Origin of the sequence: Neorhizobium phenanthreniclasticum (assembly GCF_040066075.1) — a bacterium.
GTDB classification, from domain to species: domain Bacteria; phylum Pseudomonadota; class Alphaproteobacteria; order Rhizobiales; family Rhizobiaceae; genus Neorhizobium; species Neorhizobium petrolearium.
The window spans coordinates 98,217-124,608 of record NZ_JBEAAL010000009.1; the positions used below are offsets into that span (position 1 = coordinate 98,217).

The 26,392-nt window shown below is 60.3% G+C and carries 22 protein-coding genes; 12 read left to right on the plus strand and 10 right to left on the minus strand.

Annotation, left to right across the window (positions count from 1 at the left end; all coding sequences use genetic code 11):
- Window positions 1-352 precede the first annotated feature (352 nt).
- Complete coding sequence (locus ABK249_RS14750; protein ID WP_037150121.1) at window positions 353-1,582, minus strand: type II toxin-antitoxin system HipA family toxin; 1,230 nt, start codon at window positions 1,580-1,582, stop codon at window positions 353-355.
- A complete protein-coding gene (locus ABK249_RS14755; protein ID WP_200883944.1) occupies window positions 1,579-1,818 on the minus strand; it encodes an XRE family transcriptional regulator in 240 nt (79 codons plus the stop codon). The genes ABK249_RS14750 and ABK249_RS14755 overlap by 4 nt, the downstream gene beginning before the upstream one ends.
- Before the next feature lie 371 nt (window positions 1,819-2,189).
- Between ABK249_RS14755 and ABK249_RS14760 the strand changes: the two genes are divergently transcribed.
- The 7 genes from ABK249_RS14760 (at window position 2,190) to rpmG (ending at window position 10,326) form a co-directional block, all read left to right on the plus strand.
- Window positions 2,190-2,450, plus strand: coding sequence for a hypothetical protein (locus ABK249_RS14760; protein ID WP_227702556.1), 261 nt, complete (start codon window positions 2,190-2,192; stop codon window positions 2,448-2,450).
- Window positions 2,451-2,704: 254 nt separating this feature from the next.
- Window positions 2,705-5,371: a type I DNA topoisomerase gene (topA, locus tag ABK249_RS14765; RefSeq protein ID WP_227702555.1), complete on the plus strand. Its 2,667-nt coding sequence runs from the start codon at window positions 2,705-2,707 to the stop codon at window positions 5,369-5,371.
- A 71-nt stretch (window positions 5,372-5,442) separates the two neighbouring features.
- Window positions 5,443-7,734, plus strand: coding sequence for a ribonuclease R (gene rnr / locus ABK249_RS14770; RefSeq protein WP_227702554.1), 2,292 nt, complete (start codon window positions 5,443-5,445; stop codon window positions 7,732-7,734).
- A gap of 2 nt (window positions 7,735-7,736) precedes the next feature.
- Window positions 7,737-8,189 (plus strand): DUF983 domain-containing protein, encoded by a 453-nt coding sequence (locus ABK249_RS14775; protein WP_037150129.1) that lies wholly within the window; start codon window positions 7,737-7,739, stop codon window positions 8,187-8,189.
- A gap of 32 nt (window positions 8,190-8,221) precedes the next feature.
- Window positions 8,222-8,872 carry an NUDIX hydrolase gene (locus ABK249_RS14780; RefSeq protein ID WP_227705107.1) on the plus strand — a complete coding sequence of 217 codons (651 nt, stop codon included), beginning with the start codon at window positions 8,222-8,224 and terminating at the stop codon, window positions 8,870-8,872.
- A 10-nt stretch (window positions 8,873-8,882) separates the two neighbouring features.
- A complete protein-coding gene (locus tag ABK249_RS14785) occupies window positions 8,883-10,067 on the plus strand; it encodes an MFS transporter (protein WP_037150131.1) in 1,185 nt (394 codons plus the stop codon).
- 91 nt (window positions 10,068-10,158) lie between these two features.
- The gene (gene rpmG / locus ABK249_RS14790; protein WP_003547442.1) at window positions 10,159-10,326 is read left to right on the plus strand and encodes a 50S ribosomal protein L33; all 168 of its coding nucleotides are present in this window, start codon (window positions 10,159-10,161) and stop codon (window positions 10,324-10,326) included.
- Window positions 10,327-11,110: 784 nt separating this feature from the next.
- Here the strand turns inward: rpmG and ABK249_RS14795 are convergent.
- On the minus strand, window positions 11,111-12,481 hold the full coding sequence (locus ABK249_RS14795; RefSeq protein ID WP_037150132.1) for a PleD family two-component system response regulator: 1,371 nt from the start codon (window positions 12,479-12,481) through the stop codon (window positions 11,111-11,113).
- Between the two features lie 16 nt (window positions 12,482-12,497).
- The gene (locus ABK249_RS14800) at window positions 12,498-12,869 is read right to left on the minus strand and encodes a response regulator (RefSeq protein ID WP_007765577.1); all 372 of its coding nucleotides are present in this window, start codon (window positions 12,867-12,869) and stop codon (window positions 12,498-12,500) included.
- A gap of 124 nt (window positions 12,870-12,993) precedes the next feature.
- On the opposite strand from ABK249_RS14800, the gene ABK249_RS14805 reads away from it, so the two are divergent.
- Window positions 12,994-13,302, plus strand: coding sequence for a DUF3572 domain-containing protein (locus ABK249_RS14805; RefSeq protein WP_227705106.1), 309 nt, complete (start codon window positions 12,994-12,996; stop codon window positions 13,300-13,302).
- Between the two features lies 1 nt (window position 13,303).
- Complete coding sequence (locus tag ABK249_RS14810; protein WP_227702553.1) at window positions 13,304-13,966, plus strand: hypothetical protein; 663 nt, start codon at window positions 13,304-13,306, stop codon at window positions 13,964-13,966.
- A gap of 1 nt (window position 13,967) precedes the next feature.
- Here the strand turns inward: ABK249_RS14810 and ABK249_RS14815 are convergent, their stop codons facing one another.
- Entirely contained in the window at window positions 13,968-14,546 is a 579-nt protein-coding gene (locus tag ABK249_RS14815) for a GNAT family N-acetyltransferase (RefSeq protein ID WP_227702552.1), read from the minus strand.
- Window positions 14,547-14,618: 72 nt separating this feature from the next.
- On the opposite strand from ABK249_RS14815, the gene ABK249_RS14820 reads away from it, so the two are divergent.
- Together ABK249_RS14820 and ABK249_RS14825 are read left to right on the plus strand one after the other, a co-directional pair.
- The gene (locus ABK249_RS14820; protein ID WP_037150139.1) at window positions 14,619-15,911 is read left to right on the plus strand and encodes a DNA polymerase IV; all 1,293 of its coding nucleotides are present in this window, start codon (window positions 14,619-14,621) and stop codon (window positions 15,909-15,911) included.
- A 107-nt stretch (window positions 15,912-16,018) separates the two neighbouring features.
- Window positions 16,019-17,380 (plus strand): L,D-transpeptidase family protein, encoded by a 1,362-nt coding sequence (locus ABK249_RS14825; protein WP_081952802.1) that lies wholly within the window; start codon window positions 16,019-16,021, stop codon window positions 17,378-17,380.
- 35 nt (window positions 17,381-17,415) lie between these two features.
- On the opposite strand, the gene dnaE is transcribed toward ABK249_RS14825, so the two are convergent.
- Window positions 17,416-20,913 (minus strand): DNA polymerase III subunit alpha, encoded by a 3,498-nt coding sequence (dnaE, locus tag ABK249_RS14830; RefSeq protein WP_227702551.1) that lies wholly within the window; start codon window positions 20,911-20,913, stop codon window positions 17,416-17,418.
- Between the two features lie 378 nt (window positions 20,914-21,291).
- Here dnaE and ABK249_RS14835 point away from each other — a divergent pair, with 378 nt between their 5' ends.
- Window positions 21,292-21,855 carry an FG-GAP repeat protein gene (locus ABK249_RS14835; protein WP_227702550.1) on the plus strand — a complete coding sequence of 188 codons (564 nt, stop codon included), beginning with the start codon at window positions 21,292-21,294 and terminating at the stop codon, window positions 21,853-21,855.
- Between the two features lie 311 nt (window positions 21,856-22,166).
- Here ABK249_RS14835 and ABK249_RS14840 read toward each other — a convergent pair whose 3' ends face one another.
- From ABK249_RS14840 to ABK249_RS14855, 4 genes are all read right to left on the minus strand, one after another.
- Window positions 22,167-22,850, minus strand: a complete 684-nt coding sequence (locus ABK249_RS14840; protein WP_037150148.1) for an ABC transporter ATP-binding protein — start codon at window positions 22,848-22,850, stop codon at window positions 22,167-22,169.
- A 13-nt stretch (window positions 22,851-22,863) separates the two neighbouring features.
- Window positions 22,864-24,171, minus strand: coding sequence for a lipoprotein-releasing ABC transporter permease subunit (locus ABK249_RS14845; protein WP_037150151.1), 1,308 nt, complete (start codon window positions 24,169-24,171; stop codon window positions 22,864-22,866).
- A 61-nt stretch (window positions 24,172-24,232) separates the two neighbouring features.
- A complete protein-coding gene (gene proS / locus ABK249_RS14850; protein WP_227702549.1) occupies window positions 24,233-25,558 on the minus strand; it encodes a proline--tRNA ligase in 1,326 nt (441 codons plus the stop codon).
- 529 nt (window positions 25,559-26,087) lie between these two features.
- Window positions 26,088-26,357, minus strand: coding sequence for a DUF1467 family protein (locus ABK249_RS14855; RefSeq protein WP_227702548.1), 270 nt, complete (start codon window positions 26,355-26,357; stop codon window positions 26,088-26,090).
- Window positions 26,358-26,392: the final 35 nt, after the last annotated feature.

Consider the following 26,392-nt stretch of genomic DNA (forward strand, 5'->3'; position numbering starts at 1 on the left):
AAGAAGGAACGGACCTTCGCCGGCGCCGCCAAACAGTTCTTTCTGGAATACGAGGCGATTACCAACGGCGAGCGGAACCCCCGCTATGTGAAGGACCACGAGGCGCGGCTGACAAATCACCTCATTCCCTACTTCGACGACAAGGGCCTGAGCGCCGTGACCGCAGGCATGGTGCAGGAGTATCGCGTGATGCGGCTGCGCGCCAACCCGGACACCGGTAAGGTGCCGTCGCGCAGCACGCTGCACCATGAAACCGTCACCCTCCGCCAAGTGATGAAAACCGCCCTGCGGGAGGCCGTTGGCGGGGATGAGTTATAGAACAACATCCTATAACTCACCCAGTTGCTGCGGCTCAGGCTATCGCCTTGCCGATTTGCTGGATGGTCATCTTGCCGACCCCATGCTCCCGCGCCAATTCGGGCCACCGCGCCAGGGCCTGACGCGTCCGTTCAACCGTGTCGGCGACCGCCTTCTTGTTCAGCTTGGCGGCCGCGCCCAGCTTCAGCAGGTGTTCGGCGGCGGGGCTGCGCCCTTCCCCCATGACCATGGTGCTTTGTTCCCCGCGTGGCCCATTGGAGAACGTAAGGTCATAGGCCGGTGACAATCGCCACTGGCCGGTCTCGTCCATCAGGAACGAGAAATTCTTGCTGTGATCGTCGCGGTTATGGGCCAGCACGTTAAACACGGCCAGCCGGAACATCTTTTCGATTTCCCGGACATCTTTCGTCAGCAGGCCCGTCAGGGCAATCAAGTCCTCGTAATCGAGCGCCGGAACGCGGAAATCAGAGTGCAGCAGGCCGCACGCGGTGTGCATATGCAACCGTTTCTCCCCCTCCCGGTCGAACCGTTTGGTTGCGAAATACCCCGCACTCCTCAGGGCTGGAAAGAGATGGACATCAGGCACTTCCACACCGGCTTGCCGCGCCATGAGGGCGTAAACATATTCGACCGCCCCGGCATCGCTGCCATCCTGCGAATTGGCGAACTTCACCAGCCAGTGCTCAAATCCGTCCGGCAACCGGGCCACGCCGTGCGAGATGCGCCGGCGCCCGGCATTCACGCCGATCAACGCCTTGGGACGCGCCCCGGCGGAGGAGCCGTTCAGGAGCAACAGTTCCTTAAGAACTCCTTCCGACGCCCCTTCCAACACCTCCTGCGCCTGCCGGGCCAGTTCGTCGAGGTTAATGGCGTGTTCCGCATCCTCGGCGCTGTAATCCGGTTCGTAGACCAGGGCACCCATGCCGGTGCGACCGACATGCGCCAACCTGTCCAGAGGGGTAAGCGTCTCCGGCGCAACGCCCTGGGAGCGCGCAAAGCGGTCGAATAATAGCCGTCCCCAGCCGTCGGGGAGGCTGTCGCTGAAAACGCCCGGCAGGCCCTCGAACAGCATGCTGTCAAAGCTCATAAGCCCAGGCTTCAGGGGCAGCCGGAGCGGGGAAATCTCTAATCCCTTCCGGATAAACGAGGCATCGTACTGGAAATAGACCCGGCGCTCGCGGGTCGCCAGCCTGCCGACCGGGATGACTTTGCCATCGAAATCTAGACCCACCCTGATTTCCGTTGCGGACGGGTGGTTTTTCATGAGCGACGACCCCGTTTGCGGATAACCTTGTTACCGTCGGCCTTGAGGACATCGTCGATGGAGGCAAAGGATGTCTCTTGCAGTGCCACAGCTTGCACGACCTCTTCCATCCCGCCGACAACCATGAGAAGCTTCAGGAAAGCCTCCAGCGAGATTATGCCGGTCTGCTCGAATTTGCGGAGGCTCGGCAAAGGCACACCCGAACGCCGGGAAAGCCCTTCCTGTGTCAATTCCATGGCCAGTCGCCGGGCACGGACGTGCCCAGCCAGCCTCCGCTGGGCATGAGACGACGTTATAAGTAATACCATAATGTTATTAATATCCATATTTATGTTATTTCTAACACTATAGTGTTAATAATAGAGGTGGCAAGCTGCATCAATCAGCCCGCTTTCGTCGTATCTCAAAGCCGTCCTCCGAATGTCTCCTTGAAAACGATCAACGCAAGCGTTTAGGAATGCGTACCGCGTACCTACGCATCGCCCAAAGCGGACACATTGAGCTATGGGCGATACTCTGCGAGGTTTCCTGACCGGCCGCACGGCGTCCGGAGAAACCGCTAGGTGCGCCAGGCCCCCTGGACCCCGTGCGTGCCGAGGAGAGGCTGGTGGCCATCTACCACCTCAATGTTAAAAACATCAGCCGGGGTGACGGGCGTTCCGTTGTCACCGCTGCGGGCTACCGCGCCTGGGAAACGCTGCCGAACGAAGCCGAGGAACGAATGTCAGACTTTGCCGTCAGCAAAATGTCCCCTGCGGATCGCCGCCCCTCGCTCGGCGCTAACTGCAGCAAGTCTGCGAGCATCTGCCGTATATTGGCGATGTTTTGTCTGGTTTTGTCCTCGCGCCGACCGTGCGCCTCATATTGAGGGACGATGCTTTACTCCTATGGAAAAACGCGGCCGCGTGTCACATATGGTGAATATCTCCCGTATGCGACGGGCCATCTCGCATTCACTTATAATTGTAACCAATTGCAAAACGCCTTTAGATTGCAATTTGTGTAACCCAGAATTTGACGCTAGCCTCTTGACCGCAGCGCAAACGCCCTCCATGTCGGGAGGCTAAGTTTCCGCCTGGAAGCCTCCGCCTCCGGGCTAATCCTCTTTTGCAGAGAAGCAAGATGAAAGTTGTCGTCGTAGAATCTCCCGGGAAAATTAAGAGCATCAACAAGTATCTCGGCCCGGGTTACAAGGTTCTCGCCTCTTTTGGTCACGTCCGCGACTTGCCGGCCAAGGACGGTTCGGTCCTACCCGATCAGGATTTCGAAATGTCCTGGGAGGTCGACAGCGCGTCGCAGAAACGCATCAAGGATATTGCGGACGCCGTAAAAAACTCGGACGGCCTCATCCTCGCGACCGACCCGGATCGCGAAGGGGAAGCGATTTCCTGGCACGTGCTCGACGTGTTGAAGAAGAAGCGCGTTCTGGGCGACAAGCCGGTGGAGCGCGTCGTCTTCAACGCCATCACCAAGAAAGCCGTGCTCGATGCGATCGCAAGTCCGCGCGATATCGACGTGCCGCTGGTGGATGCGTATCTCGCCCGCCGCGCGCTTGATTATCTCGTCGGCTTCAACCTCTCGCCGGTGCTATGGCGCAAGCTGCCCGGTGCCCGCTCGGCCGGCCGCGTGCAGTCGGTCGCGCTACGCCTCGTCTGCGACCGAGAAACGGAAATCGAGCGTTTCGTCTCGGAAGAGTACTGGAACCTTTCGGCATTGCTGCGGACCCCGCGTGGCGACGAGTTCAAAGCGAAACTGGTTTCCGCCGACGGCAAGCGGCTGCAGGGCCGCGCGATCAAGAACGGCGAGGAAGCCAACCGGCTGAAGACACTGCTCGATGGCGCCGCCTATACGGTCGATACCATCGAGGCGAAGCCGGTCAAGCGCAATCCCGGCCCGCCCTTCACCACGTCCACGCTGCAGCAGGCCGCCTCCTCCAACCTCGGCTTCAATGCCTCGCGCACGATGCAGGTGGCGCAGAAGCTTTATGAAGGGGTGGATATTGGTGGCGAGACAGTCGGTCTCATCACCTATATGCGTACCGACGGCGTGCAGATGGCGCCGGAGGCGATCGACGGTGCCCGCCACGCTATCGCCGACCAATTCGGCGACCGCTACCTGCCGGAAAAGCCGCGCTTCTATTCCACCAAAGCGAAGAATGCCCAGGAGGCCCACGAGGCGATCCGGCCGACCGATTTCAACCGCTCGCCGGACAAGGTGCGCCGCTATCTCGATGCCGACCAGGCCCGCCTCTACGAGCTTGTCTGGAAGCGCGGCATCGCAAGCCAGATGGCATCCGCAGAGATCGAGCGCACTACGGTCGAGATTCTGGCGGACAATAACGGCCAGAAAGCCGGCCTGCGAGCAGTTGGCTCGGTCATCCGCTTCGACGGCTTCCTCGCCGCCTATGTCGACAGCCGTGAAGATGCCGATAAAACCGAGGAGGATGAAGAAGATGGCCGCCTCCCCGAAATCAATGCGCGCGAAAAGCTCGACAAGCGCAAGGTGGATGCAAGCCAGCATTTCACCGAACCGCCGCCGCGCTATTCGGAAGCCTCGCTGATCAAGAAGATGGAGGAGCTTGGCATCGGTCGCCCCTCCACCTATGCCGCGACGCTCACGACGCTGCGCGACCGCGAATACGTGACGATCGACAAGCGAAAGTTGGTGCCGGAGGCCAAGGGCCGGCTCGTGACGGCCTTCCTCGAAAGCTTCTTCACGAAATACGTGGAATACGATTTCACCGCCGATCTCGAAGAAAAGCTCGACAAGATTTCCGCCGGCGAGCTCGACTGGAAGCAGGTGCTGCGCGAATTCTGGCAGGACTTCTTCGCCCAGATCGAGGATACCAAGGAGCTGCGCGTCACCAACGTGCTCGATGCGCTGAACGAGGCGCTGGCACCGCTCGTCTTCCCGAAGCGCGAGGACGGCAGCGATCCGCGCATCTGCCAGGTCTGCGGCACCGGCCAGCTTTCGCTGAAGCTCGGCAAGTACGGCGCCTTCGTCGGTTGCTCCAACTATCCGGAATGTAACTATACCCGCCAGCTTTCCTCCGAAGGGGGCGCGGAGGCAGAAGCGAACGGCCTCAACGAACCGAAGGCGATCGGCGCCGATCCGCATACCGGCGAACAGCTCACGTTGCGTTCCGGCCGCTTCGGACCGTATATCCAGCGCGGCGACGGCAAGGACGCCAAGCGCGCCTCGCTGCCAAAGGGCTGGAAGCCAGAAGACATCGATTACGAAAAGGCGCTCGCGCTGATCAACCTGCCGCGCGACGTGGGCAAGCATCCGGAAACCGGCAAGATGATCTCGACCGGCATCGGGCGCTACGGTCCCTTTGTGCTGCATGACGGCACCTATGCCAACCTGGAAGCGGTCGAGGACGTGTTCACCGTCGGCCTCAACCGCGCCGTCACCGTTCTCGCCGAAAAGCAAAGCAAGAACGGCGCGAGCGGCCGGACCCGCGGCACGCCGACGGCGCTGAAGGAACTCGGCGACCATCCGGACGGCGGAGCTATCACCGTGCGCGACGGACGCTACGGCCCCTATGTCAACTGGGGCAAGGTGAATGCCACGCTACCGAAGAGCATGGACCCGCAGAGCGTGACGATGGAACAGGCAATCGCCCTCATCGTCGAAAAGGGCGGCAAGGCTTCGGCCGGCAAGACGAAGCCGAAAAAAGTCGCAGCCAAAGCCGGCGGCGACACAAAAAAGACTGCGACGAAGGCCAAGACGGCAGCCAAGGCCACAACAAAGAAGGCGGCACCCAAGGCGAAGAAGACGGGAACGTGAGAGAACCGCACGACAGATCGAGACCTTCAGGCAGACGCCCCGACAGAACCGTGCGCGGGAAAACCTCTTCGATGAGCGAGAAGCCCGTCATTGTTCAAGGCGCGGTGCCGCCACGCGAAGTCCTGCTTGACTTCATCGCCGAAAACCCCGATCGCGCCTCCAAGCGCGAGATCGCCAAGGCCTTTGGGCTCAAAGGGGAGACACGGGTTGAGCTCAAGGACCTGCTCAGGACGCTGGAAGAGGAAGGCCTCCTCACCAAGAGCCGCAAGTCGCTTTCGCGTCCCGGCGCCCTGCCGCCGGTCACCGTGCTCGACATCACGACCCGTGACAAGGACGGCGACCTGATCGGACGCCCGGCGGAATGGGACGAAGAACTCGGCGTGGCTCCAGCCGTACTCATCCGGCAGCCGTCGGAAGGCCGGGGCAAAGCCAAGGTCCCGGCTGCTGGCCTAAACGACCGGGTTCTGGCGAAAATCTTCCCGAACAAGGACCGCACCGGGCCAGCCTATACCGCCAGAATCATCAAACTCATCGACCGCCGTACCAATGCCTCGCTCGGTGTCGTCAAACAACTTGCCAGCGGCGAAATCCGGCTGCTGCCGACTGACCGGCGCGGCGAGGAAATGGTGATCGAGCGCGAGGATCTCGGCGAGGCGAAGGATGGCGACCTGGTCGAGACGGAAGTCGCCCGCTCCGGCCGCTTCGGCCTGCCGCGCGCGCGCGTCCTCTCGGTCATCGGCTCCGTCGCTTCGGAAAAGGCGATCTCGATGATCGCCATCTATGCTCACGGCATCCCGCATGTCTTCTCGAAGGCCGTGCTCGACGAGGCGGCCGCGGCAAGACCCGCCACCATGGCGAAACGGGAAGATTGGCGCGACCTACCGCTGATCACCATCGACCCCGCCGACGCCAAGGACCATGACGATGCGGTCTATGCCGAACCGGACCGCTCGCCCGACAATCCGGACGGCGTGATCGTCACCGTGGCGATCGCCGATGTCTCGTGGTACGTGCGCACCGGCTCCCCTCTCGACCGCGAGGCGTTGAAGCGCGGCAACTCGGTCTATTTCCCCGACCGCGTCGTGCCGATGTTGCCTGAACGCATCTCCAACGACCTCTGCTCGCTGCGCGAAGGCGAAGACCGGCCGGCAATCGCCGTGCGCATGGTGTTCTCAAAGGAAGGCCGCAAGGCGGGTCACACTTTCCATCGCATCATGATGAAGAGCGCGGCCAAGCTCTCCTACCAACAGGCGCAGGCCGCGATCGACGGCCGGCCGGACAACAAGACCGGGCCGCTGCTCGAACCAATCCTGAAACCGCTCTGGCATGCCTATTCGGTGCTCAAACGCGGGCGCGACCGCCGTCAGCCGCTCGAGCTTGACATGCCGGAGCGCAAGATCGTTCTGAAGCCCGACGGCACCGTTGACCGCGTCTTCGTGCCCGATCGGCTCGACGCCCACAAGCTCATCGAAGAGATGATGATCCAGGCGAACGTCGCCGCCGCCGAAACGCTGGAGAAGAAGCGCCAACCGCTGGTCTACCGTATTCATGACACGCCGGCGCTTTCCAAGCAGGAAGCGCTTCGGGAATTTCTGGCGACGATCGGCATCTCGATGGTCAAGGGCGGACAGCTTCGCGCCAATTCCTTCAACGGCATCCTCGCCAAGGCGCTCGACACCCCACACCAGACCATGGTCAACGAAATGGTGCTGCGCTCCCAAAGCCAGGCGATCTACAGCCCGGAGAACATCGGCCATTTTGGCCTCAACCTGATGAAATACGCGCATTTCACCTCGCCGATCCGCCGTTATGCGGACCTGATCGTGCACCGTGCGCTCGTCGGATCATTGGGGCTTGGCGAAGGCGGCATCAGCGCGGAAGAGGAAGCCCAGCTCGACGACATTGCCGCCGAGATTTCGACATTCGAACGCCGCGCCATGGCGGCTGAACGCGATACGATCAACCGTCTGATCGCCCACCATCTTTCGACCCGCATCGGCGAGGAATTCGAAGGCCGCGTTTCCGGCGTGACCAAATCGGGACTATTTGTCTCGCTTCCGACCTATGGCGCAGATGGTTTCATCCCTATATCCACGCTCGGCAACGACTACTTCATCTACGACGAAGCGCATCAAGCGCTGTCCGGAGAGAAAACCGGTCTGGGCTATCAGCTCGGCGATGCGGTCGATGTGCGGCTTGCGGAGGCAATTCCGCTTGCCGGCGCGCTACGGTTCGAAATGCTGAGCGAGGGCAAGAAACTGCCAACCGCGATCCGCTCCTTCCACAAATCGGGGCGGCGCGGCCGATCCACCGGCCGGGCAAACCCCGGAACCCGGCCGCCGCGCAGCGGCCGAAGGAGATAGGAATGGTACAACAGGGCGAACAGGCGATCCGATACGGCGGAGCACGGGAGCCTGAACGGCCGCTGGGACGCTCGATCAGGCGAGGTATGCTTTGCCGCTGTCCTCATTGTGGAGACGGCCGTCTGTTCCGGGCCTTCCTAAAGCCGGTCGATGCGTGCGCCGTCTGCGGCGAGGAAATCTTTCACCACCGCGCCGACGACCTGCCGGCCTATCTCGTCATCCTCGTGGTCGGCCACGTGCTTTTGACCGGCTACATGCTGACCGACATGGCCTTCCGCGTCTCGCCCTGGGTGCATCTTGCCATCTGGGTGCCGCTCGCGATTCTTGCCGCGATTCTTACGATCCAGCCGATCAAGGGCGGCGTCATCGGCCTGCAATGGGCGCTGAAGATGCACGGCTTCGGAGGCACGGACCACGAGGCCACCGATCCCGGTCGAGGCGGGCCGATCTCATGATTTCATCCGCCGAGGAAGACGCGCCATCCGCCATGGACGCGCTGAAACATGCCCGGATTGCGGGCGTGAGACCCAAGGATGCTGCGTCGCTGATCCTGATCGATCGTTCTGCGGAAAGGCCGCGGGTGCTGATGGGCCGGCGCGGCAGTGGACATGTCTTCATGCCGGATGTCTATGTCTTTCCCGGCGGGCGGCGCGATGCCGGAGACCATACGCTCCCGTTCAGCGCCGATCTCGACCCGCTCGTCTCCGAAAAGCTGCTTGCCGGCACCTCAGCCCGCATGACATCAAGGCGAGCGCGGGCGCTGGCGCTGGCGGCCTTGCGGGAACTCCATGAGGAAACCGGTCTCGCAGGGGTTGCGGCTGCGGATCTTTCGCGGCTGCGCTATGTCGCCCGTGCGATCACGCCGCCCGGCAACGTGCGACGCTACGACACCCGCTTCTTCCTCGCCTTTTCGGACGAGACCCTGTTCGACATGAGGCATCTCAAGGATTCCAGCGAACTTCAGGATGTGCGCTGGCTTGACATTGCAGAGCTTTACGGTCTGAAACTCCCGCGCATCACGCAGGCGGTATTGGAGGATGTGCGAAACCTGATGGCTACCGATCCATCTTTACCGTTTGGCAGTCCGGTCTCCTTCTACTTCATGCGTCACGGACGATTCGTCCGCAGCCGACTGTAAGGAATAATGAATGCCTCAGCCGACGACTGACGCCAACGGCCATGTCGAGGAAATACACTGGCCGTCGCTGATGGCCGCCATTTCCGCCATCAGCGCGGTCGGCATCGCCATCGGCCTCGGTTTGCCTCTCCTCAGCATCATCCTTGAAAAACGTGGCATACCGTCGACCTTGATCGGACTGAACGCGGCCATGGCCGGCATCGCCTCCATGTTCGCCGCTCCCGTCACCACCAAGCTGGCGCATGACCACGGCGTCGCAAAGACCATGATGCTGGCCGTGCTGATCGCGGCTTTGAGCGCTATCGGCTTCTATTATGCAGATGACTTCTGGATGTGGTTTCCGCTCCGCTTCACCTTCCATGGCGCGACGACGACGCTCTTCATCCTGTCGGAATTCTGGATCAACGAAGCGGCTCCGCCGCGCCGCCGCGGCCTTGTGCTCGGCATCTATGCGACCGTGCTGGCGATCGGCTTCGCGATCGGCCCGCTGCTCTTCTCTGCGCTGGGCAGCGACGGTGTCCTGCCTTTCCTGGTTGGCGCAGGCGTCATTCTGCTCGCCGTTATCCCGATCTTCATTGCCCGGCATGAAAGTCCCGTGCTGGATACGAAGCCGGATCGGCATTTCTTTCACTATATCTTCCTGGTGCCAACGGCGACCGCGGCAGTCTTCGCCTTCGGTGCGGTCTCGGCAGGTGGCCTGTCACTCTTTCCGATCTATGCGCTTCGCGAATCTCTCACCGAGCCCCAGACGGCCGTGCTATTGACCGTAATGGGTATCGGCAACATGGCCTTCCAGATCCCGCTCGGCCTTTTCTCCGACAAACTCAAGGACCGGCGCCCTCTGCTGACTGCCATGGCGGTCCTCGGCGTCATCGGTTCGCTCGCACTGCCCTTCCTCATCCAGAACTGGCTGATGATGGCGGTCGTCCTGTTCTTCTGGGGCGGCTGCGTGTCCGGCCTCTATACGGTAGGACTTGCGCATCTGGGAGCGCGTCTCAGCGGGCCGGATCTCGCCGCCGCCAATGCTGCCTTCATCTTCTGTTATGCCGTCGGTACGGTGGCAGGTCCACAGGGGATCGGGGCGGCCATCGATGTCGCCGGCAATGACGGTTTTGCCTGGGCGCTTGCGGGATTCTTCGGCTTCTATGTCGCTGTTTCCGCCTGCCGGATACTTTTCCGGTCAAAACGGAGTTGACTTTTCGGGCGCGATTTGTAATTTCGCGCCAGATTTTGCCGTGGAGCTTACCCGCGTCCACGGCTTCATTTTTCTCAGAGGCAGAACCACCATGGCGAAAGCTACGACCATCAAGATCAAGCTGCTGTCGACGGCTGACACCGGTTTCTTCTACGTCACGACGAAGAACAGCCGTACGATGACGGACAAGATGACGAAAACCAAGTACGATCCGGTTGCCAAGAAGCACGTCGAATTCAAGGAAACCAAGATCAAGTAAGCTTGATCGTATGGTTGTCGGAAGGCGCTGGCCGACAGGCCCAGGCGCCTTTTCTTTTTGTCTTTTTTCCGAAAACTGTGCTCAGGATGTGGCAGGCTGCCCGGAAACGGAAAGGCGCCGCTCCATGGCCTTGGAGCGGCGCCTTCAAACGGGGGTCGACCAGCCTGCAATCACGGCACGAGGAACCGCTTTGGCATGCCTGCCGGTCGACCGACCCCACGACCCAGGAGATGCGGCGGACCTGAGCATCATGGGGTATTGATCTCCCCTTCGGGAGTTCTTTCTTTATTGCGGTCAAAATTGCGCAAAATGGGAAGAAAATCAACAGATTCTTAATTCGGAATTTGATCTGTTTTGGTTGTTGGTTAAAATCGGCGCCGAAAGAACACGCTGCTGAGTGCTTTCGAATATTCATCAAAAAACATATCCATGATATCTTGTTTCCCGATGGTTCTGGAATCTTAGAAATTGGCCGACAGTGCCTAAGAATATCTTGAACAGGCGCTGTCTATCCCTCCAAGACCGACAAAACCTGAGAGCCAATTGGCTTATCTATTCTCGTGCAACTGATCTGAAGACACCTTGGATACATCCGCAGCCACCCGGATGCTGCACTGCAGCTGGATTTCCCGACTACTATTCATAAAAATTCTTACACCAATTCCGACCCGCAAAAAATTGGTCTGGCCTATAAAAATTGATAGATCAAATGGCTTTTTCCACAGCGCCCAACTCGCGCGCATGGCTGCATTACCGTCCGCAAGACAATTCTCTTATACAGCTCTTACGCAGCAGCCGCGACCACTCTGTTACGGCCGCCCGACTTGGCTTCGTAGAGTGCGCGGTCGGCCTGCTTCAGGAGCTGCTCCGGGGTCTCCGCGCCGTAAGTGTTGCAGGCAATCCCAAGCGAGGCCGTTATATTGAGCGTGGCGCCGGCCGCCTTCAGGGCAAAGGGCTGGCTTTCGATGATGCCGCGAAGACGCTCGGCAATTGCGGCCGCCGCAACCGCGTCCGTATCGGGCATGACGACCACGAATTCTTCGCCGCCGTAGCGGCAGGCAAGATCGGCTCCCCTCACCGTCGAGCGGATACGCGCGGCGAATTCCTTCAGCACTTCGTCGCCCGCATCGTGTCCGTAGGTATCGTTGACCGATTTGAAGCGGTCGATGTCGGTGATGCAAACGGACAACAGGCGGGACCGCGCGGCTGCCCGGTTGAACAGCACTTTCAGATGATTGTCGAGATAACGGCGATTGTTGAGGCCAGTCAGCCCGTCGGTCACGGCAAGCTCGATCGTCTGACGGACGCTCATGCGCAGACGGTCATTGTAGCGCTTGCGCTTGATCTGCGTGAGCACGCGGGCAAGAAGTTCGTTCGGATCGATCGGCCGGACGATGTAGTCATTGACGCCGAGATCGAGCGCGCGGACGACGACATCGTCGGCGCCCAGGTCCGTCACCAGAAGCAGCGGCAGGAAACGGGTGCGCTCAATAGAACGAAGCTGTGAGCAGAGACGCAAGGGGTCGTATTCGTCGAAATTGGCGTTGACGATCACGAGATCGATCGGATTTTCCGCCGCCTCGAAAAGTGCTGCCTGCGGATCCGACATGGCGATCACGTCCGCCACCGGCTTCAGTGCCTTGATGATGCGCTCCTGGGAACTCGCGCGGCCATCGACAAGCAATACCTGGGCCGGTTCGTCGCGACCGTCCGTGCCCTTCAGGATGTCCTCGAGCGCAAGATTATGTGCAGTGTCGGCCCGAATGCGCAATTCGTCGCTCAGCGTCTTCAACCGCACCAGGCTTTTCACCCGCGAGATGAGCTGCAGGTCGTTGACCGGCTTGGTCAGGAAATCGTCGGCACCGGCCTTCAGGCCGCGCACACGGTCAGACGGCTGATCAAGCGCGGTCACCATGACGACCGGAATATGGGCGGTGCGCGGATTGGCTTTCAGCCGCTCGCAGACCTCGAAGCCATCCAGGCCTGGCATCATGATATCGAGCAGGATCAGGTCAACGTGGGTACTGTCGCAAATCGCAAGCGCCTTGTAGCCATCATCTGCCGTCAGCACGTCAAAATACTCCGCGAGAAGTCGGGCTTCGAGAAGCTTCACGTTTGCCGGAATATCGTCGACTACCAAAATGCGCGCGGTCATGACGCCCGTCCCGATCTCATGCGTCGCCCAGATAAGTCTTGATGGTTTCGATGAATTTTGGCACCGAGATGGGCTTGGAGACATAGGCTTCGCAGCCGCCCTGGCGGATGCGTTCCTCGTCGCCCTTCATGGCAAAGGCGGTCACGGCGATGACGGGAATTACGTGAAGCTCGTCGTCTTCCTTCAGCCACTTCGTGACTTCGAGACCGGACACTTCCGGAAGCTGGATGTCCATGAGAATGAGATCAGGACGATGCTTGCGGGCAAGATCGAGCGCTTCCATTCCGTTGCGGGTCTGGATCGTGTCATATCCCGATGCTTCGATCAGGTCGCGGAAGAGCTTCATGTTAAGCTCATTGTCCTCGACAATCATGACCCGTTTGGGCATGGCGATCCGTTCCTGTCTTGCAAGCGTGCCTTCAGTATATAAGCTCCCGGAACGGTCGATTCCACAGAGCCCCATTCAGGCACGGTAAGGCCATTTGGTTGAGAAAAAGGTAACTTGGCAGATGATGCGGCGCGAAACCGAATATAGCCGAAGCAATTCGGCCGATGCCGAGGAAACGGCGACCGCCATTCTCGGCTGGCTTGCCAACGAGCCGGAGATGCTTGGCCGGTTCCTGGCGCTTTCCGGCCTGCAGCCGAACCAATTGCGGGGTGCTGCAAACGATCCAGGCTTTCTGGCCGGCATGATCGATTTCCTGATGGGCCATGAGCCGACGCTGCTTGCCTTTTGCGAAGCAACGGGCACAAAACCGGAAACCGTGGCTGCCGCCTGGCGCCACTATTCCGGCCCAGGACCTGATTCCGGCGAATATTGAGATGACCGAGATTTTCGACCTCCGCACCGATCTTTCCCATGTACGCCTTCGCGATCGCCCACTCATCGTCTGCGATGTCGACGATGTCGTGCTGCATTTCGTGGCTCCCTTTCAGGATTTCCTGCGGGGCGAAGGCCATGAACTTTTGCCGCGCTCCTTCCGGCTTACCGGCAATATCATCTCCACCCAGACCCGGATTGCCCTCGAACAGGGCGATGTCCGCCGGCTGGTCGAAGCCTTCTTCGAGGCACAGGAAAGCTGGCAGTTCCCCTTCGATCTCGTCGTCCAGACGCTCGAAACGCTCGGCCGTGACGTCGACGTCGTCTTCCTCACCGCGATGCCGCCGCTTTACCAGGAACATCGTCGCCGGCTTCTCGACCGTCTCGGGCTCGCCTTTCCGCTGATTGCCAGCGAAGAGCCCAAGGGACCGATCGTGCAAAGACTGCATGCGGAACGCCCCTTGCCTTCGATCTTCATCGACGACATGGCGCATAACCTTCATTCGGTGCGGGATCATCTCGCACAATGCCTCCTCCTTCACATGATGCCGGACTCGCCGCTGCATGTCCTTGCTCCGAAGCCTGCTGGAAACATCGTACGGGCGACAGACTGGCCACATGCCGCACAACTCATCCGGGCTCATATCCGTTCCGGCGCTGCCTAAGCTAGAATTCGAGCCGCATCAACGGCCGCCCCTCCTTGCGGCGTGCCACCTCCCTAAACCCGGCCGCCTCGAAGACTCTCATCGAGCCGACATAGAGACCAAGCGATTTCGACGTCTTTGCCTGCTCCATGGGACAGGCTTCGATGCTTCTGGCCCCGCTTTCTCTCGCAAATCGGATCGCCGCATCCAAAATCCGGTGGCTGTTGCCCTTTCTACGATGGCGACTGCCGATGAAGAAACAGCTTACCGCCCAGACCAACGGGTCCCCGGCATCCGCAGGGTCCAACGGTCGAGATACCGTACGGGGCGAATTCCATTGCGGAACATCGGCGCGCGGCCCCACCTGCACCCAGGCCATCGGCTGGCCTTCCACATATCCGAGCACACCGGGCGGCGGGCCTGTCTCGATGCGGTTGCGAATGAATTCCTTCTTGGCCGCGCCGTCCAGCACTTTCCGTTCCGCCGCGGGCATCCGGAAATAGGTGCACCAGCAGCCGTAACAGGCGCCGCTCGGTCCAAACAGCGTTTCAAAATCATCCCATCGCTCAGGTGTCAGTGGATAGGCTGCGAAGACTTCCATGCCGGCTCGCTTCTCTCTTGAGAGTCGCAAGCTTAGGGCTTATCGTCGCGGCGTTCAACCTTTGTTCTCATCATGACGCCCGCGCCTGACAAGACACCCGGCTTCTGTCGCGACTGCCTTGCTGAGCAGAAGGCAGAGGTGCGCCGCTGCCGCGCCTGCGGCAGTCCCCGCCTCGTCTATCACAGGGAACTCTACGATCTCACGCTGGCGCATATCGATTGCGACGCCTTCTATGCGACGATTGAGAAGCGCGACGCCCCGGAACTCGCAGACAAGCCGGTCATCATCGGCGGGGGCAAACGCGGTGTCGTCTCTACCGCCTGCTATATCGCTCGCATCAACGGCGTACGATCGGCCATGCCGATGTTCAAGGCGCTGGAGCTTTGTCCCGATGCCGTCGTCATCCGGCCGAACATGGAGAAATATGTGTCGGTCGGTCGTCAGGTGCGGCAGATGATGATGGACCTGACACCGCTCGTGCAGCCACTTTCCATCGACGAGGCCTTTGTCGAACTCGCTGGCACCGAACGCCTGCATCACGATCGGCCTGCGCGCATCCTCGCCAAACTGGCCACCCGTGTGCAGAGTGAACTCGGTATCACCATCTCCATCGGGCTGTCCTACTGCAAATTCCTCGCGAAGGTCGCCTCCGATCTCCAGAAACCGCGGGGGTTCTCGGTGATCGGCCGGGAGGAGGCGCTGGAATTTCTGGCCGCCCGCCCCGTCACCACGATCTGGGGCGTCGGGAAGGCCTTCAACGCGACGCTGGAAGCGGACGGCATCCGCACCATCGGCCAGCTCCAGACCATGGAGGAAGGCGATCTGATGCGCCGCTACGGCACGATGGGCCAGCGGCTCTACCGGCTTTCGCGCGGCATCGACGATCGCGAGGTGCATCCGAACGAGGCGGCCAAGAGCGTTTCGGCCGAAACCACGTTCTTCGACGATATCTCGCGCCATGACGACCTCGTGCCGATCCTGCGCCGGCTCTCGGAAAAAGTATCCGCGCGGCTGAAGAAGCACGGCATTGCCGGCAGGACCGTGGTGCTCAAGATGAAGACCGCCGACTTCAAAAGCCGTACCCGCAACAGGCGGCTCGAAGATCCGACCCAGCTTGCCGACCGCATCTTCCGAACCGGACTTGCGCTGATGGAGCACGAGACCGACGGCACGAAATTCCGCTTGATCGGCATAGGCCTCACCGACCTCACCGATCCGGCGCTCGCCGATCCGCCGGACCTCGTCGACACGCAGGCCGGGCGCCGCGCCGCGGCCGAGGCGGCGATGGACAAGCTGCGCGACAAGTTCGGCAAGGCGGCGGTCGAAACCGGCTACACGTTCGGGGATCGCCGGCGCGATCCATGAAAGGTGATCCGTTCTTAACCATGATCTTAAGATTATCCCCGCCGCCGAAAACCTTCTTTAACCTCATGCGCTAATATACGGGTCATGTATTGCGTATGGGGTCGGTTATGTTGCGTCACCTGATGTTCGGGTTTGGTTTTCTATCTGCGACCATGCTGTCGCATGCAGCCTTCGCGGAAGGCGCCCGCACGCTGCAGATCATCGTTTCCAAGGATAAGCAATCCCTCACGGTCTATGATGGCGACACGGTCGTTGCGACCTCGAATGTTTCCACCGGCAAGGCGGGACACTCGACGCCGAGCGGCATCTTCTCGATCCTCGAGAAGCGCAAATATCACGAATCGAACATCTATTCGAACGCACCCATGCCCTGGATGCAGCGGCTGACCTGGTCAGGGATTGCGCTTCACGAATCCAGCAGCGTGCCGAACTATCCAGCCTCGCACGGCTGCGTGCGTATGCCGGGCGCATTCGCGAAATCGCTCTACCAGATGACCGAGCGCGGCGCCCATGTGATCATCATAGATGCACAGATCGCGCCGGAACGGATCGAGAGCACGAATCTCTTCATGCCGCGCAAACCCCTGCCAGCCGGGCCGCTCTTTCCGGATGTCGAGCTCAGGACCTCCTCGATCCGAGGGGATTCCAAACCGGTCGAGGTGGCAATGAATGTCGTTCCGGACAATCCTTCGCTCGCTCGTCCGGCCATTGTGACGGATGCGCGGAGCGCGGCGGCCGCAGACGAAGATGCAGCACCGTTGCGTATCCTCATCACCCGTCGCAGCGAGCGCGAAATGCTGATGGATGTGCAGGTGATCCTGCAGGATCTCGGCTTCGAGACCGGCGGCGCCGACGGCTTCGCCGGCCCCCTGACCCGCAGCGCCATTGCCGGCTTCAAGCGCTGGAAGAACCTTTCCCTCAAAGGGCCGCTGATGACGCCGGAATTCCTGAATGCGCTCTATGAGACTGCCGGCAAGCCGCAGCCGCCGGCCGGCCAGATCATGGTGCGGCAGAATTTCGAATCGCTGTTCGAGGCGCCGGTCGGCATCAAGGACCCGCAAATTGCTCTCGGCACGCATTTCTTCACTGTCGACAAAGTCGAGCACAGCGCCGAGACTGCCGAGTGGCTTGGGATAACTCTGCCGAACCAGCTGAGCGATGCAACGATGAAGCGGCTCGGCATCGCAGTCGCCGATGACCCCAATGCCCCGGATGCCACCGCCCGCGCGTTCGACCGCATCGAAATCCCGGCCGATATCCGCGACCGGATCGAGACGCTGATGACCGATGGCACGTCGGTGACGATCAACGACCAGGGCCTTGGACCGGAAACCGGCAAAGGCACCGATTTTGTAACCATCACGCACTCTCAACCCACGATTAGCCAAGCCAAAAATTCCGTGACCAAGCCTCGGCCCGTTCGCCAATCGCAAGCAAGAGCGCAATATCGTTCGATCGGTCTCTATTAAAGGTACGGCGCGCGATCGAAACCGCCGAGCCGGCTCTATACCAGTTCCACGTCGAGGACGCCCGGCGCCGCGCGCAATGCTGCGGCGATTTCCGGCGAGATGCGATATTTCTCTGTCAGTTCCACCTCGATCTCGCGTTTGCCATCATCCTTGATGACGACGAAAGAGACCAGTCCGTCGCCTCGGGCATTCAGATGCCGGGCTACCATCCTCAAAGGCCCTGAATCTCGAACATAGACGCGCAACGCCTTCTGCATCTGCACGGATTTCTCCTCCAGCGACTGGGCCGTCTGGATGCGAAGCCCGATGCCTTCCGGCCGCTCCTCCGCCTGCACGGTAATAAGCAGCGATTTGCCGGGTTCAAGGAGATCGCGGTATTGCGCAAGTCCTTCCGAGAACAGGACGGCCTCGAACTGGCCGGAAGAATCCGAAAACGCCACGATGCCCATCTTGTTGCCGGTGCGGGTCTTGCGCTCCTGGCGGCTCGTCACGGTGCCCGCGAGCTTTCCGAAACTTGCCCCTCCCTTCACCGAGACGGAGAATTCCGCAAAGGTCTGCACCCGCATCTTGGCAAGAATATTTGCATAAGAATCGAGAGGATGAGCAGAGAGATAGAAGCCGAGAACTTGGTACTCGCGCATCAGCTTTTCCGACGGCGTCCACGGATCGAAAGGCGGCAGAACGAGCTTTTCGGGGCCAGAGCTCGCCGACGAGCCGAAGAAATCCGACTGGCCGCTGACTTTCTCCTCCTGGGCGCGCTGCGCATAACCGATGATGCGGTCAAGCCCGCCGATCAATTCGGCACGATCGATGCCGAAGCAATCGAAGGCGCCCGCCGAGATCAGGCTTTCCATGACGCGCCGGTTGATCTGCTTCGGATCGATCCTGAGGCAGAAATCCTCGATGCTCCTGAATGGCCGGTCGCCGCGCACGGCCGTGATATGTTCCACGGCCGAGTCGCCAACACCCTTAATGGCGGCCAGCGCATAAAAGATCTTGTTCTCGCCCGTCTCGAAATGCCTGTAGGAGGTCTGGACGGACGGTGGAATGACGGCAATGCCGAGGCGCCCGGCGTCCTGCCGGAAGTCGTTGAGCTTCTCGGTGTTCGCCATATCGTAGGTCATCGACGCGGCGAGGAACTCGACCGGGTAATGCGCCTTCATATAGGCGGTCTGGTAGGAGACGATCGCGTAGGCCGCCGCGTGCGACTTGTTGAAGCCGTAGTTCGCGAACTTTGCAAGCAGTTCGAAGATGTTGTCGGCCTGCGCCTTGGAGACGCCGTTCTTCACCGCGCCGTCGACAAAGCGCTCGCGCTGCTGGTCCATCTCGGCTTTGATTTTCTTGCCCATGGCACGACGCAAAAGGTCGGCCTCGCCGAGCGAATAGCCTGAGAGCACCTGGGCGATCTGCATGACCTGTTCCTGGTAGACGATGACCCCTTGGGTCTCCTTGAGCAGATAATCGATCATCGGGTGGATCGATTCGATCTCCTCCTCGCCGTGCTTGCGGGCATTATAGGTTGGGATATTCTCCATCGGACCGGGGCGGTAGAGCGCGACCAGCGCGATGATGTCCTCGATGCAGTCCGGCCGCATGCCGATCAGCGCCTTGCGCATGCCGGCACTTTCCACCTGGAACACGCCGACCGTTTCGCCGCGGGAAAGCATCTCATAAGTCTTCTGGTCGTCCAGCGGTATCTTGGCGAGATCGATTTCGATATCGCGCTTCCTGCAAAAATCGACGGCAGTCTTCAGCACCGTCAGTGTCTTCAAACCGAGGAAGTCGAACTTCACCAGGCCCGCCTGCTCCACCCATTTCATGTTGAACTGGGTAACCGGCATGTCCGAACGCGGGTCTCGATACATCGGCACGAGCTTCGAGAGCGGCCGATCGCCGATCACTATGCCAGCGGCATGGGTCGAGGCGTGGCGGTAAAGGCCCTCGATCTTCTGGGCGATGTCGAGAAGGCGCTGGACGACGGGCTCCTTGTCCGCCTCTTCCTGCAGCTTCGGCTCTTCCTCGATCGCCTTCGACAGCGGCGTCGGGTTGGCCGGGTTGTTCGGCACGAGTTTGCAGATCTTGTCGACCTGGCCGTAGGGCATTTCCAGCACACGACCGACGTCGCGCAGCGCGGCGCGCGCCTGCAGCGAACCGAAGGTGATGATCTGCGCCACCTGCTCGCGGCCGTATTTGGCTTGCACGTAGCGGATCACCTCTTCACGGCGGTCCTGGCAGAAATCGATGTCGAAGTCGGGCATCGAGACGCGTTCCGGATTGAGGAAGCGCTCGAAAAGCAGCGAGAAGCGCAACGGGTCAACATCGGTGATCGTCAGCGCGTATGCCACCAACGAACCGGCACCCGAACCGCGGCCCGGGCCGACTGGAATATTGTGCTGCTTTGCCCATTTGATGAAGTCCGACACGATCAGGAAGTAACCCGGGAACTTCATGCGCTCGATAACGCCAAGCTCGAAGTCCAGACGCTCGCGGTAGTCCTGTTCCGTATAGCCGCTCGTCATTCCAAGCGTTGCAATGCGGTTCTCCAGCCCCTCGTTCGCCTGACGGCGCAGTTCCGCCGCCTCGGCCCGTTCGGCCTCTTCCGGATCTGCCGTCGCCCCGGTAAAGCGCGGCAGGATCGGCTTTCGCGTCTTCAGGATGAAGGAGCATCGTCGGGCGACCTCGACCGTGTTCTCCAGCGCTTCCGGCAGGTCGGCAAACAGGGCTGCCATTTCAGCCCGGCTTTTCAGATAATGATCAGGCGTCAGACGGAAGCGGTTATCATCCGAAACGATCGCATTATGGGCGACCGCCATCAGCGCGTCATGGGCGTCGTAATCCGCCTTCGACGGGAAGAAAGCCTCGTTCGTTGCGACCAGCGGCAGGTCATGGTCATAGGCAAGAGTCACCATCTTCTGCTCATGCCGCCGGTCAAATGAACCGTGGCGCTGCAGTTCGACATAAATCCGGTCGCTAAAGATTTCCCTCAGCTTCAGCAGCCGCGCCTCGGCAAGCACCGCATTCCCATCCTTCAAGGCCATGTCGACCGGCCCGCCCGAAGCTCCGGTAAGCGCGATCAACCCTTCGGTGCCGCCCTCCTCCAGCCAGGAACTGCAGATATGCACGGCGCCGTGTCCCTCGCCGCTCAGATAGGCGCGGCTGATAAGGTCGACCAGCCTTTCGTAGCCCGCAGCCGTCGCCGCAAGCACGACAATCGCCGGCAGCTTGGCAAGCTGCTGATGGCCGGCGCGTCGCTCTTCCGACTGGTCTTCCATATCGATCGAAAGCTGACAGCCAATGATCGGCTGCAGCCCTTCATCGATCGCCTTCTGGGCAAATTCCAGCGCAACGAAGAGATTGTTCGTGTCGGTGATCGCGATCGCGGGCTGATGATCCGCAACCGCCTTGGAAAGTATCTTCTTGAGCGGCAGTGCCCCTTCAAGAAGCGAATAGGCGGAGTGAACGCGAAGGTGAACGAATTGCGGGCTATCGCCCAACGATTCCGATCCCGATTTTACGTTCGCCGTATCTGCCATGTCCGCGCCTTACCCACTTCATGAATCGGGCTATTTTCCGGTGCGGCTTGCCGAGAGTCCAGTTCAGATTTCCTCGCTCAACGTCTTTCGGATGACGAGGCCTTAAGCGAGACTTCCCTCACATGGCCATGACGAGCATGGACAGGCTTGCCACGAAGGTGGCGATGGAAGCGAATGCGGCAATGTCACGAAGAATGTCAGTCATCGTCGTCTCCCGTGTTCGTTATGTTTTCAATTTGTTCTCTTTTTGTACAAAAGTCAACAGAAGAACAAAAGGAGAAATCCGGTTTCGGGATTATGGTTAAAATTGGAGAAAAGCCTTTTTCCAAGAGGTTTTGGTGGGCTAGGATTAGCACAACAGACGCAGGAACCTTCCACATGAGAAAACTTGCAATTCTTGTCGCCTATCTCCTTGCCAGCCCGGCGATGGCCGAAAAGGTGATCGATCCCAGCCGAATCGCCGCCGTCGCGACGGGAGATTTTGACCGGGATGGCGACAGCGATCTCGCCATGATCGTGCGTCCGCCACCGAAACACGGCGCGGACGGCAATGGCATCTACATCTATCTCGCCGAACCCTACGAAGGACGGATGACGCTCAAGGCAGCTGCCGCGAACAAAGTGCCCGGCTCGTTTATCTATGCGGGAGAATCGGTTGCAATCGCCGCCTTGCAGAACGGATCAATTCTGGTAACGGCGAAAAACGATACGCCCGGGCAGCGGCATTACGAGATCAGGCTCACGCTTGCCTATCGGAACTCGGATTTCCTGGTGGCGGGCTTCAGCTTTTCAGAGGACGTGCCGGACCCGATCGAATGCGACGTCAACTTGCTGACAGGCAAAGGCAAAGTGAACGGCCAGCCGATCGCCGGCACGCCAGGCGCGGTTCCGGTCGCTCAATGGGAGAACGAGATCGGGCAAGACATCTGCAAGGGGCGATAAGCCGTCTGCCAGCATATTTTCATAGGGGAAACGAGGGGAAGTCCCCCTTGGCGATCACGGTTGTTTTCAGGAGCGGTCGGGACACATCGAGTGCCCCGTATCGAAATTTACAAATGACACGTGACGTATCCCGTTCAGCCAAGTTTTTCCGCACAACTCCGGTTCCTCTGCGGCGATATGGTCTTACGTCTTTGCGCGATGCCCCACGGGGTTGTGTGCGACACACGCGCGACCGACGCAGCGCTGCCGGATCTCTGTGACCGGCACAGGGTAACGGGAATATGGCGCCAATCGCCGGCGCCTAACCGGCCTCACATCTCCACGACCTTGCCGCCCTCAATCGTCACGCGGCGGTCCATGCGGCCGGCAAGTTCGTGGTTGTGGGTGGCGATCAGTGCCGCAAGGCCTGACTGGCGTACCAGCGCCTCCAGCGCATCAAAGACATAGGATGCCGTCTTGGGGTCGAGGTTGCCGGTCGGCTCGTCTGCGAGAAGCACGCGCGGCGCGTTGGCGACCGCGCGGGCGATCGCCACGCGCTGCTGTTCGCCGCCCGACAATTCGGCCGGGCGATGCTCGGCCCGAGGGCCGATGCGCATGTAGTCGAGAAGTTGGGCTGCCCGTTCCTTCGCCTCTGCCTTCGAAAGGCCGGCGATCAGTTGCGGCATCATGATGTTCTCGATCGCCGTGAATTCCGGCAGGAGATGGTGGAACTGGTAGACGAATCCGATCTCCGAGCGGCGAATCGCGGTGCGCTCGTCGTCAGACAAATCGTTACAGGGGCGCCCGCCGATGAAGACCTCGCCGTCATCCGGATGCTCAAGCAGGCCGGCAAGATGCAGCAGCGTCGACTTTCCCGTACCGGACGGCGCGACCAGCGCCACCATTTCGCCGCGCACCAGCTCGAAATCCGCGCCCTTCAGGATCGAAAGCGTGGTGTCGCCCTGGCCGTAGTGACGCTGGACGCCCGAAAGCTGCAAGACAGTTTTGCGTGCCATAAAGGATCGGGACCTATTCGTATCGGAGGGCTTGGACAGGATCGAGCTTCGAGGCCCGCCATGCCGGGAAGATGGTGGCGAGGAAGGAAAGCCCCAACGCCATGACGACCACCGACAACGTCTCGCGGAAGCTCATCTCCGCCGGCAACTGGCTGAGGAAATAGAGTTCCGGATCGAAGAGGACTGTGCCGGAAACCCAGGAGAAGAACTGCCGGATCGATTCGATGTTGAGGCAGACGATGACGCCGAGCACGACGCCGGCGAGCGTTCCGACGATGCCGATCGCGGCCCCGGTCATGAAGAAGATGCGCATGATTGCGCCGGCGCCGGCTCCCATGGTGCGCAGGATCGCAATATCGCTGCCCTTGTCCTTCACCAGCATGATGAGGCCGGAAATGATGTTGAGTGCGGCCACCAGCACGATCAGCGTCAGGATCATGAACATGACGTTGCGTTCCACCTGGAGCGCGGAAAAGAAGGTCTGGTTGCGCTGCCGCCAGTCGGAGATGAATATCTGCCGGCCGGCCGCGGCCTCCACCAATGGCCGGATACCGTCGACATTGTCGGGATTGTCGACGAAAAGCTCAATCGACTGCACGAGGCCATCGGCATTGAAATAGAGCTGCGACTCTTCAAGCGGCATGTAGATGATCGTCGCGTCATATTCCGACATGCCGATCTCGAAAATGCCGGAGATCGGATAGGATTTCACCCGTGGATTGACGCCCATGGGTGTCACGTCCCCTTCCGGCGAAATCAACGTGATCTGGTCGCCGGCATTCAAGCCGAGCTGGGCCGCAAGCCGCGAGCCGACCAGGACGCCCTGCCCTGAAGCGAAACCGACCAGATCGCCGGACTTGACGTTGCCGGCGACCTCGGTGAGCTTTTCGAGATCTTCCGGACGAACGCCGCGCACAAGCGCGCCTGAACCTGCACCACCGCGGCCGGAAGCCAGCGTCTGGCCTTCCACCAACGGAAGCGCCATCCTGACGCCGGGAACAGCCGCGAATTTCTTGGTGAGCTCGGCATAATCGGTGAACGGCCCGTCGATCGGCTGGACGATCATGTGACCGTTGATGCCGAGGATGCGCGAGATGAGCTCGGTGCGGAAACCGTTCATCACCGCCATGACGATGATGAGAGTGGCGACACCCAGCATGATACCGATGAAGGAAAAGCCGGCAATGACGGAGATGAAGGCCTCGCGGCGGCGCGAACGCAGGTAACGCCAGGCAACCATGCGCTCAAAGGCCGAGAAAGGGCCAGCCGAGGGCGAACGCTCCGCCTTTTCCGCCTCACCATTCGCCGCGACGCTCGCCATGCCGTTTCCTCAATGCCTGACGGTCAAGCCCGCCTTATCGTTGTTCACCGGACCCGCTGGCTTATCGGCCGGCAAGTCTGTTCATCGCTGCTTCGACGGTCAGCGTCTCGCGCTGACCAGTTTTGCGGTCCTTGACCTCGACTTCGCCACCTGCGGCGGAACGGGGTCCGACGATCACCTGAACCGGCACGCCGATCAGGTCGGCGGTCGCGAACTTGGTGCCGGCGCGCTCATCCGTATCGTCGTAGAGCACGTCCTTACCGACGGTCGTGAGCCCGCCATAAAGCGTCTCGCAGATGCGGTCGCAGGCCTCGTCGCCGGGCTTCATGTTGATGACCACAACGTCGAAGGGCGCGACGGACGCCGGCCAGATGATTCCGTTCTCGTCATGCGATGCTTCGATGATGGCGGGAACAAGGCGGGTCGGGCCGATGCCGTAGGAACCGCCGTGAATAAGGTGTTCCTTGCCATCCGGACCCTGCACCTTTGCCCCCATGGGCTCGGAATATTTCGTGCCGAAATAGAAGATATGGCCAACCTCGATGCCGCGGGCGGACATGCGGTCGGCTTCGGGAATGGCGTTAAAGGCCGCCTCATCGTGCATTTCGGACGTCGCGGCATAGACCGAGGTCCACTTGTCGAAGATCGCCTTCAGCGCGTCGACGTCATTGAAATCGGTGTCGATGCCGGGGATTTCGAAGTTCACGAAATCCTTGTGGGAGAACACTTCCGACTCGCCGGTATCGGCCAGGATGATGAATTCGTGGCTGTGGTTGCCGCCAATGGGGCCGGTATCGGCACGCATCGGGATCGCCCGCAATCCCATGCGCGAGAACGTGCGCAGATACGCGGCGAACATGCGGTTATAGGAGTGGATCGCGTCTTCCTTCGTCAGGTCGAAGGAATAGGCGTCCTTCATCAGGAACTCACGCGAGCGCATGGTGCCGAAGCGCGGGCGGATCTCGTCGCGGAACTTCCATTGGATGTGGTAGAGGTTGAGCGGCAGGCTCTTGTAGGACTTGATGTAGGAACGGAAAATATCAGTCACCATCTCCTCGTTGGTCGGCCCGAAGAGCATGGCGCGGTCTTGCCGGTCCTTGATGCGCAACATTTCGGCGCCGTAGTCATTGTAGCGACCGCTTTCGATCCACAGGTCAGACGACTGGATCGTCGGCATCATGATTTCCAGCGCCCCTGCCCGGTCCTGCTCCTCCCGGATAATCGCGCAGACCTTGTCGAGCACACGTTTTCCCAGCGGCAGCCAGGAATAGATCCCTTGGCTCTGCTGGCGGATCATGCCCGCACGCAGCATCAGCCGGTGGGAGACGATTTCCGCTTCCTTGGGATTTTCCTTCAGGATGGGCATGAAATAACGGGTGAGGCGCATCGAAATTTCCGAGGGTTGCCAGCCTATCCCTTGTCTGATCAGGAATCGGCCATTTCTGGAGTAATATTGCGAGGGTACATAGCCGTTCCGCGTTCCCAAGGGAACCCGCCCCCGCATGAATCGCCTGGATGTTCGCGATTGTGCGCCTGCCACTGCAGATCGCCCAAAAGTGGGGATTTCGTGGCAAGCGTGCGACATTTTTGTCAACTGAAAAATTTTACCCGACTGTGTCAAAAATACAAAAAAATCGGATGACAAAGCCCAACCTTTGAGCTAGGTTCAGCTCACAAAAGAGGCAAGGAGTTCAAATTCTTGCCATTTCGCGGTCAAGTCTTGGGAGGATCAGATCTTAGGCGCGCTTGTTCGCTGCCCCGGCAACGGTGAAGGATCACGCGGAACTAAAACAAGGCTTAACCGCCTTGTTTTTTTTTGCTTTCTCGAAGCCCTGCCTGTTTTGGCCTCGACGGACCGCGCCTCCTTTGCACGGTCAGCATGACAGGAAGATGACAGGTTCGCGTGTTTTTCTGTCCTATTCGAAACTCGGCACGATGACCGGGATATCGGCAACGCCGAAGCCGAAATATGCCGAGACGAGATGATAGGCCGCATAGAGCACGGCGGAAATCACCGTCGTCAGCAGGATGACGCGGCCGCCGCGGAATTTCGCCGGCGCGCTTTCGACCGTTCCGGTCGTCACCTCGCCCTCCTCCTGCTGGCTGCGATAGCCGAGCGGCAGAACAATGAAGAGCACGGTCCACCAGAGAATGAAATAGATGGCGGCGACCGTCAGGAGGGACATGAGTTGATTTCCGGTTTCAGTTCAGAGAGCGGCGT

Bases quoted from the DNA above. Each gene is read 5' to 3' on its own strand.
- ABK249_RS14750 (WP_037150121.1), bottom strand. From the start codon at position 1,582: ATGAAAAACCACCCGTCCGCAACGGAAATCAGGGTGGGTCTAGATTTC.
- ABK249_RS14755 (WP_200883944.1), bottom strand. From the start codon at position 1,818: ATGGAATTGACACAGGAAGGGCTTTCCCGGCGTTCGGGTGTGCCTTTG.
- topA (WP_227702555.1), top strand. From the start codon at position 2,705: ATGAAAGTTGTCGTCGTAGAATCTCCCGGGAAAATTAAGAGCATCAAC.
- rnr (WP_227702554.1), top strand. From the start codon at position 5,443: ATGAGCGAGAAGCCCGTCATTGTTCAAGGCGCGGTGCCGCCACGCGAA.
- ABK249_RS14775 (WP_037150129.1), top strand. From the start codon at position 7,737: ATGGTACAACAGGGCGAACAGGCGATCCGATACGGCGGAGCACGGGAG.
- ABK249_RS14780 (WP_227705107.1), top strand. From the start codon at position 8,222: ATGGACGCGCTGAAACATGCCCGGATTGCGGGCGTGAGACCCAAGGAT.
- ABK249_RS14785 (WP_037150131.1), top strand. From the start codon at position 8,883: ATGCCTCAGCCGACGACTGACGCCAACGGCCATGTCGAGGAAATACAC.
- rpmG (WP_003547442.1), top strand. From the start codon at position 10,159: ATGGCGAAAGCTACGACCATCAAGATCAAGCTGCTGTCGACGGCTGAC.
- ABK249_RS14795 (WP_037150132.1), bottom strand. From the start codon at position 12,481: ATGACCGCGCGCATTTTGGTAGTCGACGATATTCCGGCAAACGTGAAG.
- ABK249_RS14800 (WP_007765577.1), bottom strand. From the start codon at position 12,869: ATGCCCAAACGGGTCATGATTGTCGAGGACAATGAGCTTAACATGAAG.
- ABK249_RS14805 (WP_227705106.1), top strand. From the start codon at position 12,994: ATGCGGCGCGAAACCGAATATAGCCGAAGCAATTCGGCCGATGCCGAG.
- ABK249_RS14810 (WP_227702553.1), top strand. From the start codon at position 13,304: ATGACCGAGATTTTCGACCTCCGCACCGATCTTTCCCATGTACGCCTT.
- ABK249_RS14815 (WP_227702552.1), bottom strand. From the start codon at position 14,546: ATGGAAGTCTTCGCAGCCTATCCACTGACACCTGAGCGATGGGATGAT.
- ABK249_RS14820 (WP_037150139.1), top strand. From the start codon at position 14,619: ATGACGCCCGCGCCTGACAAGACACCCGGCTTCTGTCGCGACTGCCTT.
- ABK249_RS14825 (WP_081952802.1), top strand. From the start codon at position 16,019: ATGTTGCGTCACCTGATGTTCGGGTTTGGTTTTCTATCTGCGACCATG.
- dnaE (WP_227702551.1), bottom strand. From the start codon at position 20,913: ATGGCAGATACGGCGAACGTAAAATCGGGATCGGAATCGTTGGGCGAT.
- ABK249_RS14835 (WP_227702550.1), top strand. From the start codon at position 21,292: ATGAGAAAACTTGCAATTCTTGTCGCCTATCTCCTTGCCAGCCCGGCG.
- ABK249_RS14840 (WP_037150148.1), bottom strand. From the start codon at position 22,850: ATGGCACGCAAAACTGTCTTGCAGCTTTCGGGCGTCCAGCGTCACTAC.
- ABK249_RS14845 (WP_037150151.1), bottom strand. From the start codon at position 24,171: ATGGCGAGCGTCGCGGCGAATGGTGAGGCGGAAAAGGCGGAGCGTTCG.
- proS (WP_227702549.1), bottom strand. From the start codon at position 25,558: ATGCGCCTCACCCGTTATTTCATGCCCATCCTGAAGGAAAATCCCAAG.
- ABK249_RS14855 (WP_227702548.1), bottom strand. From the start codon at position 26,357: ATGTCCCTCCTGACGGTCGCCGCCATCTATTTCATTCTCTGGTGGACC.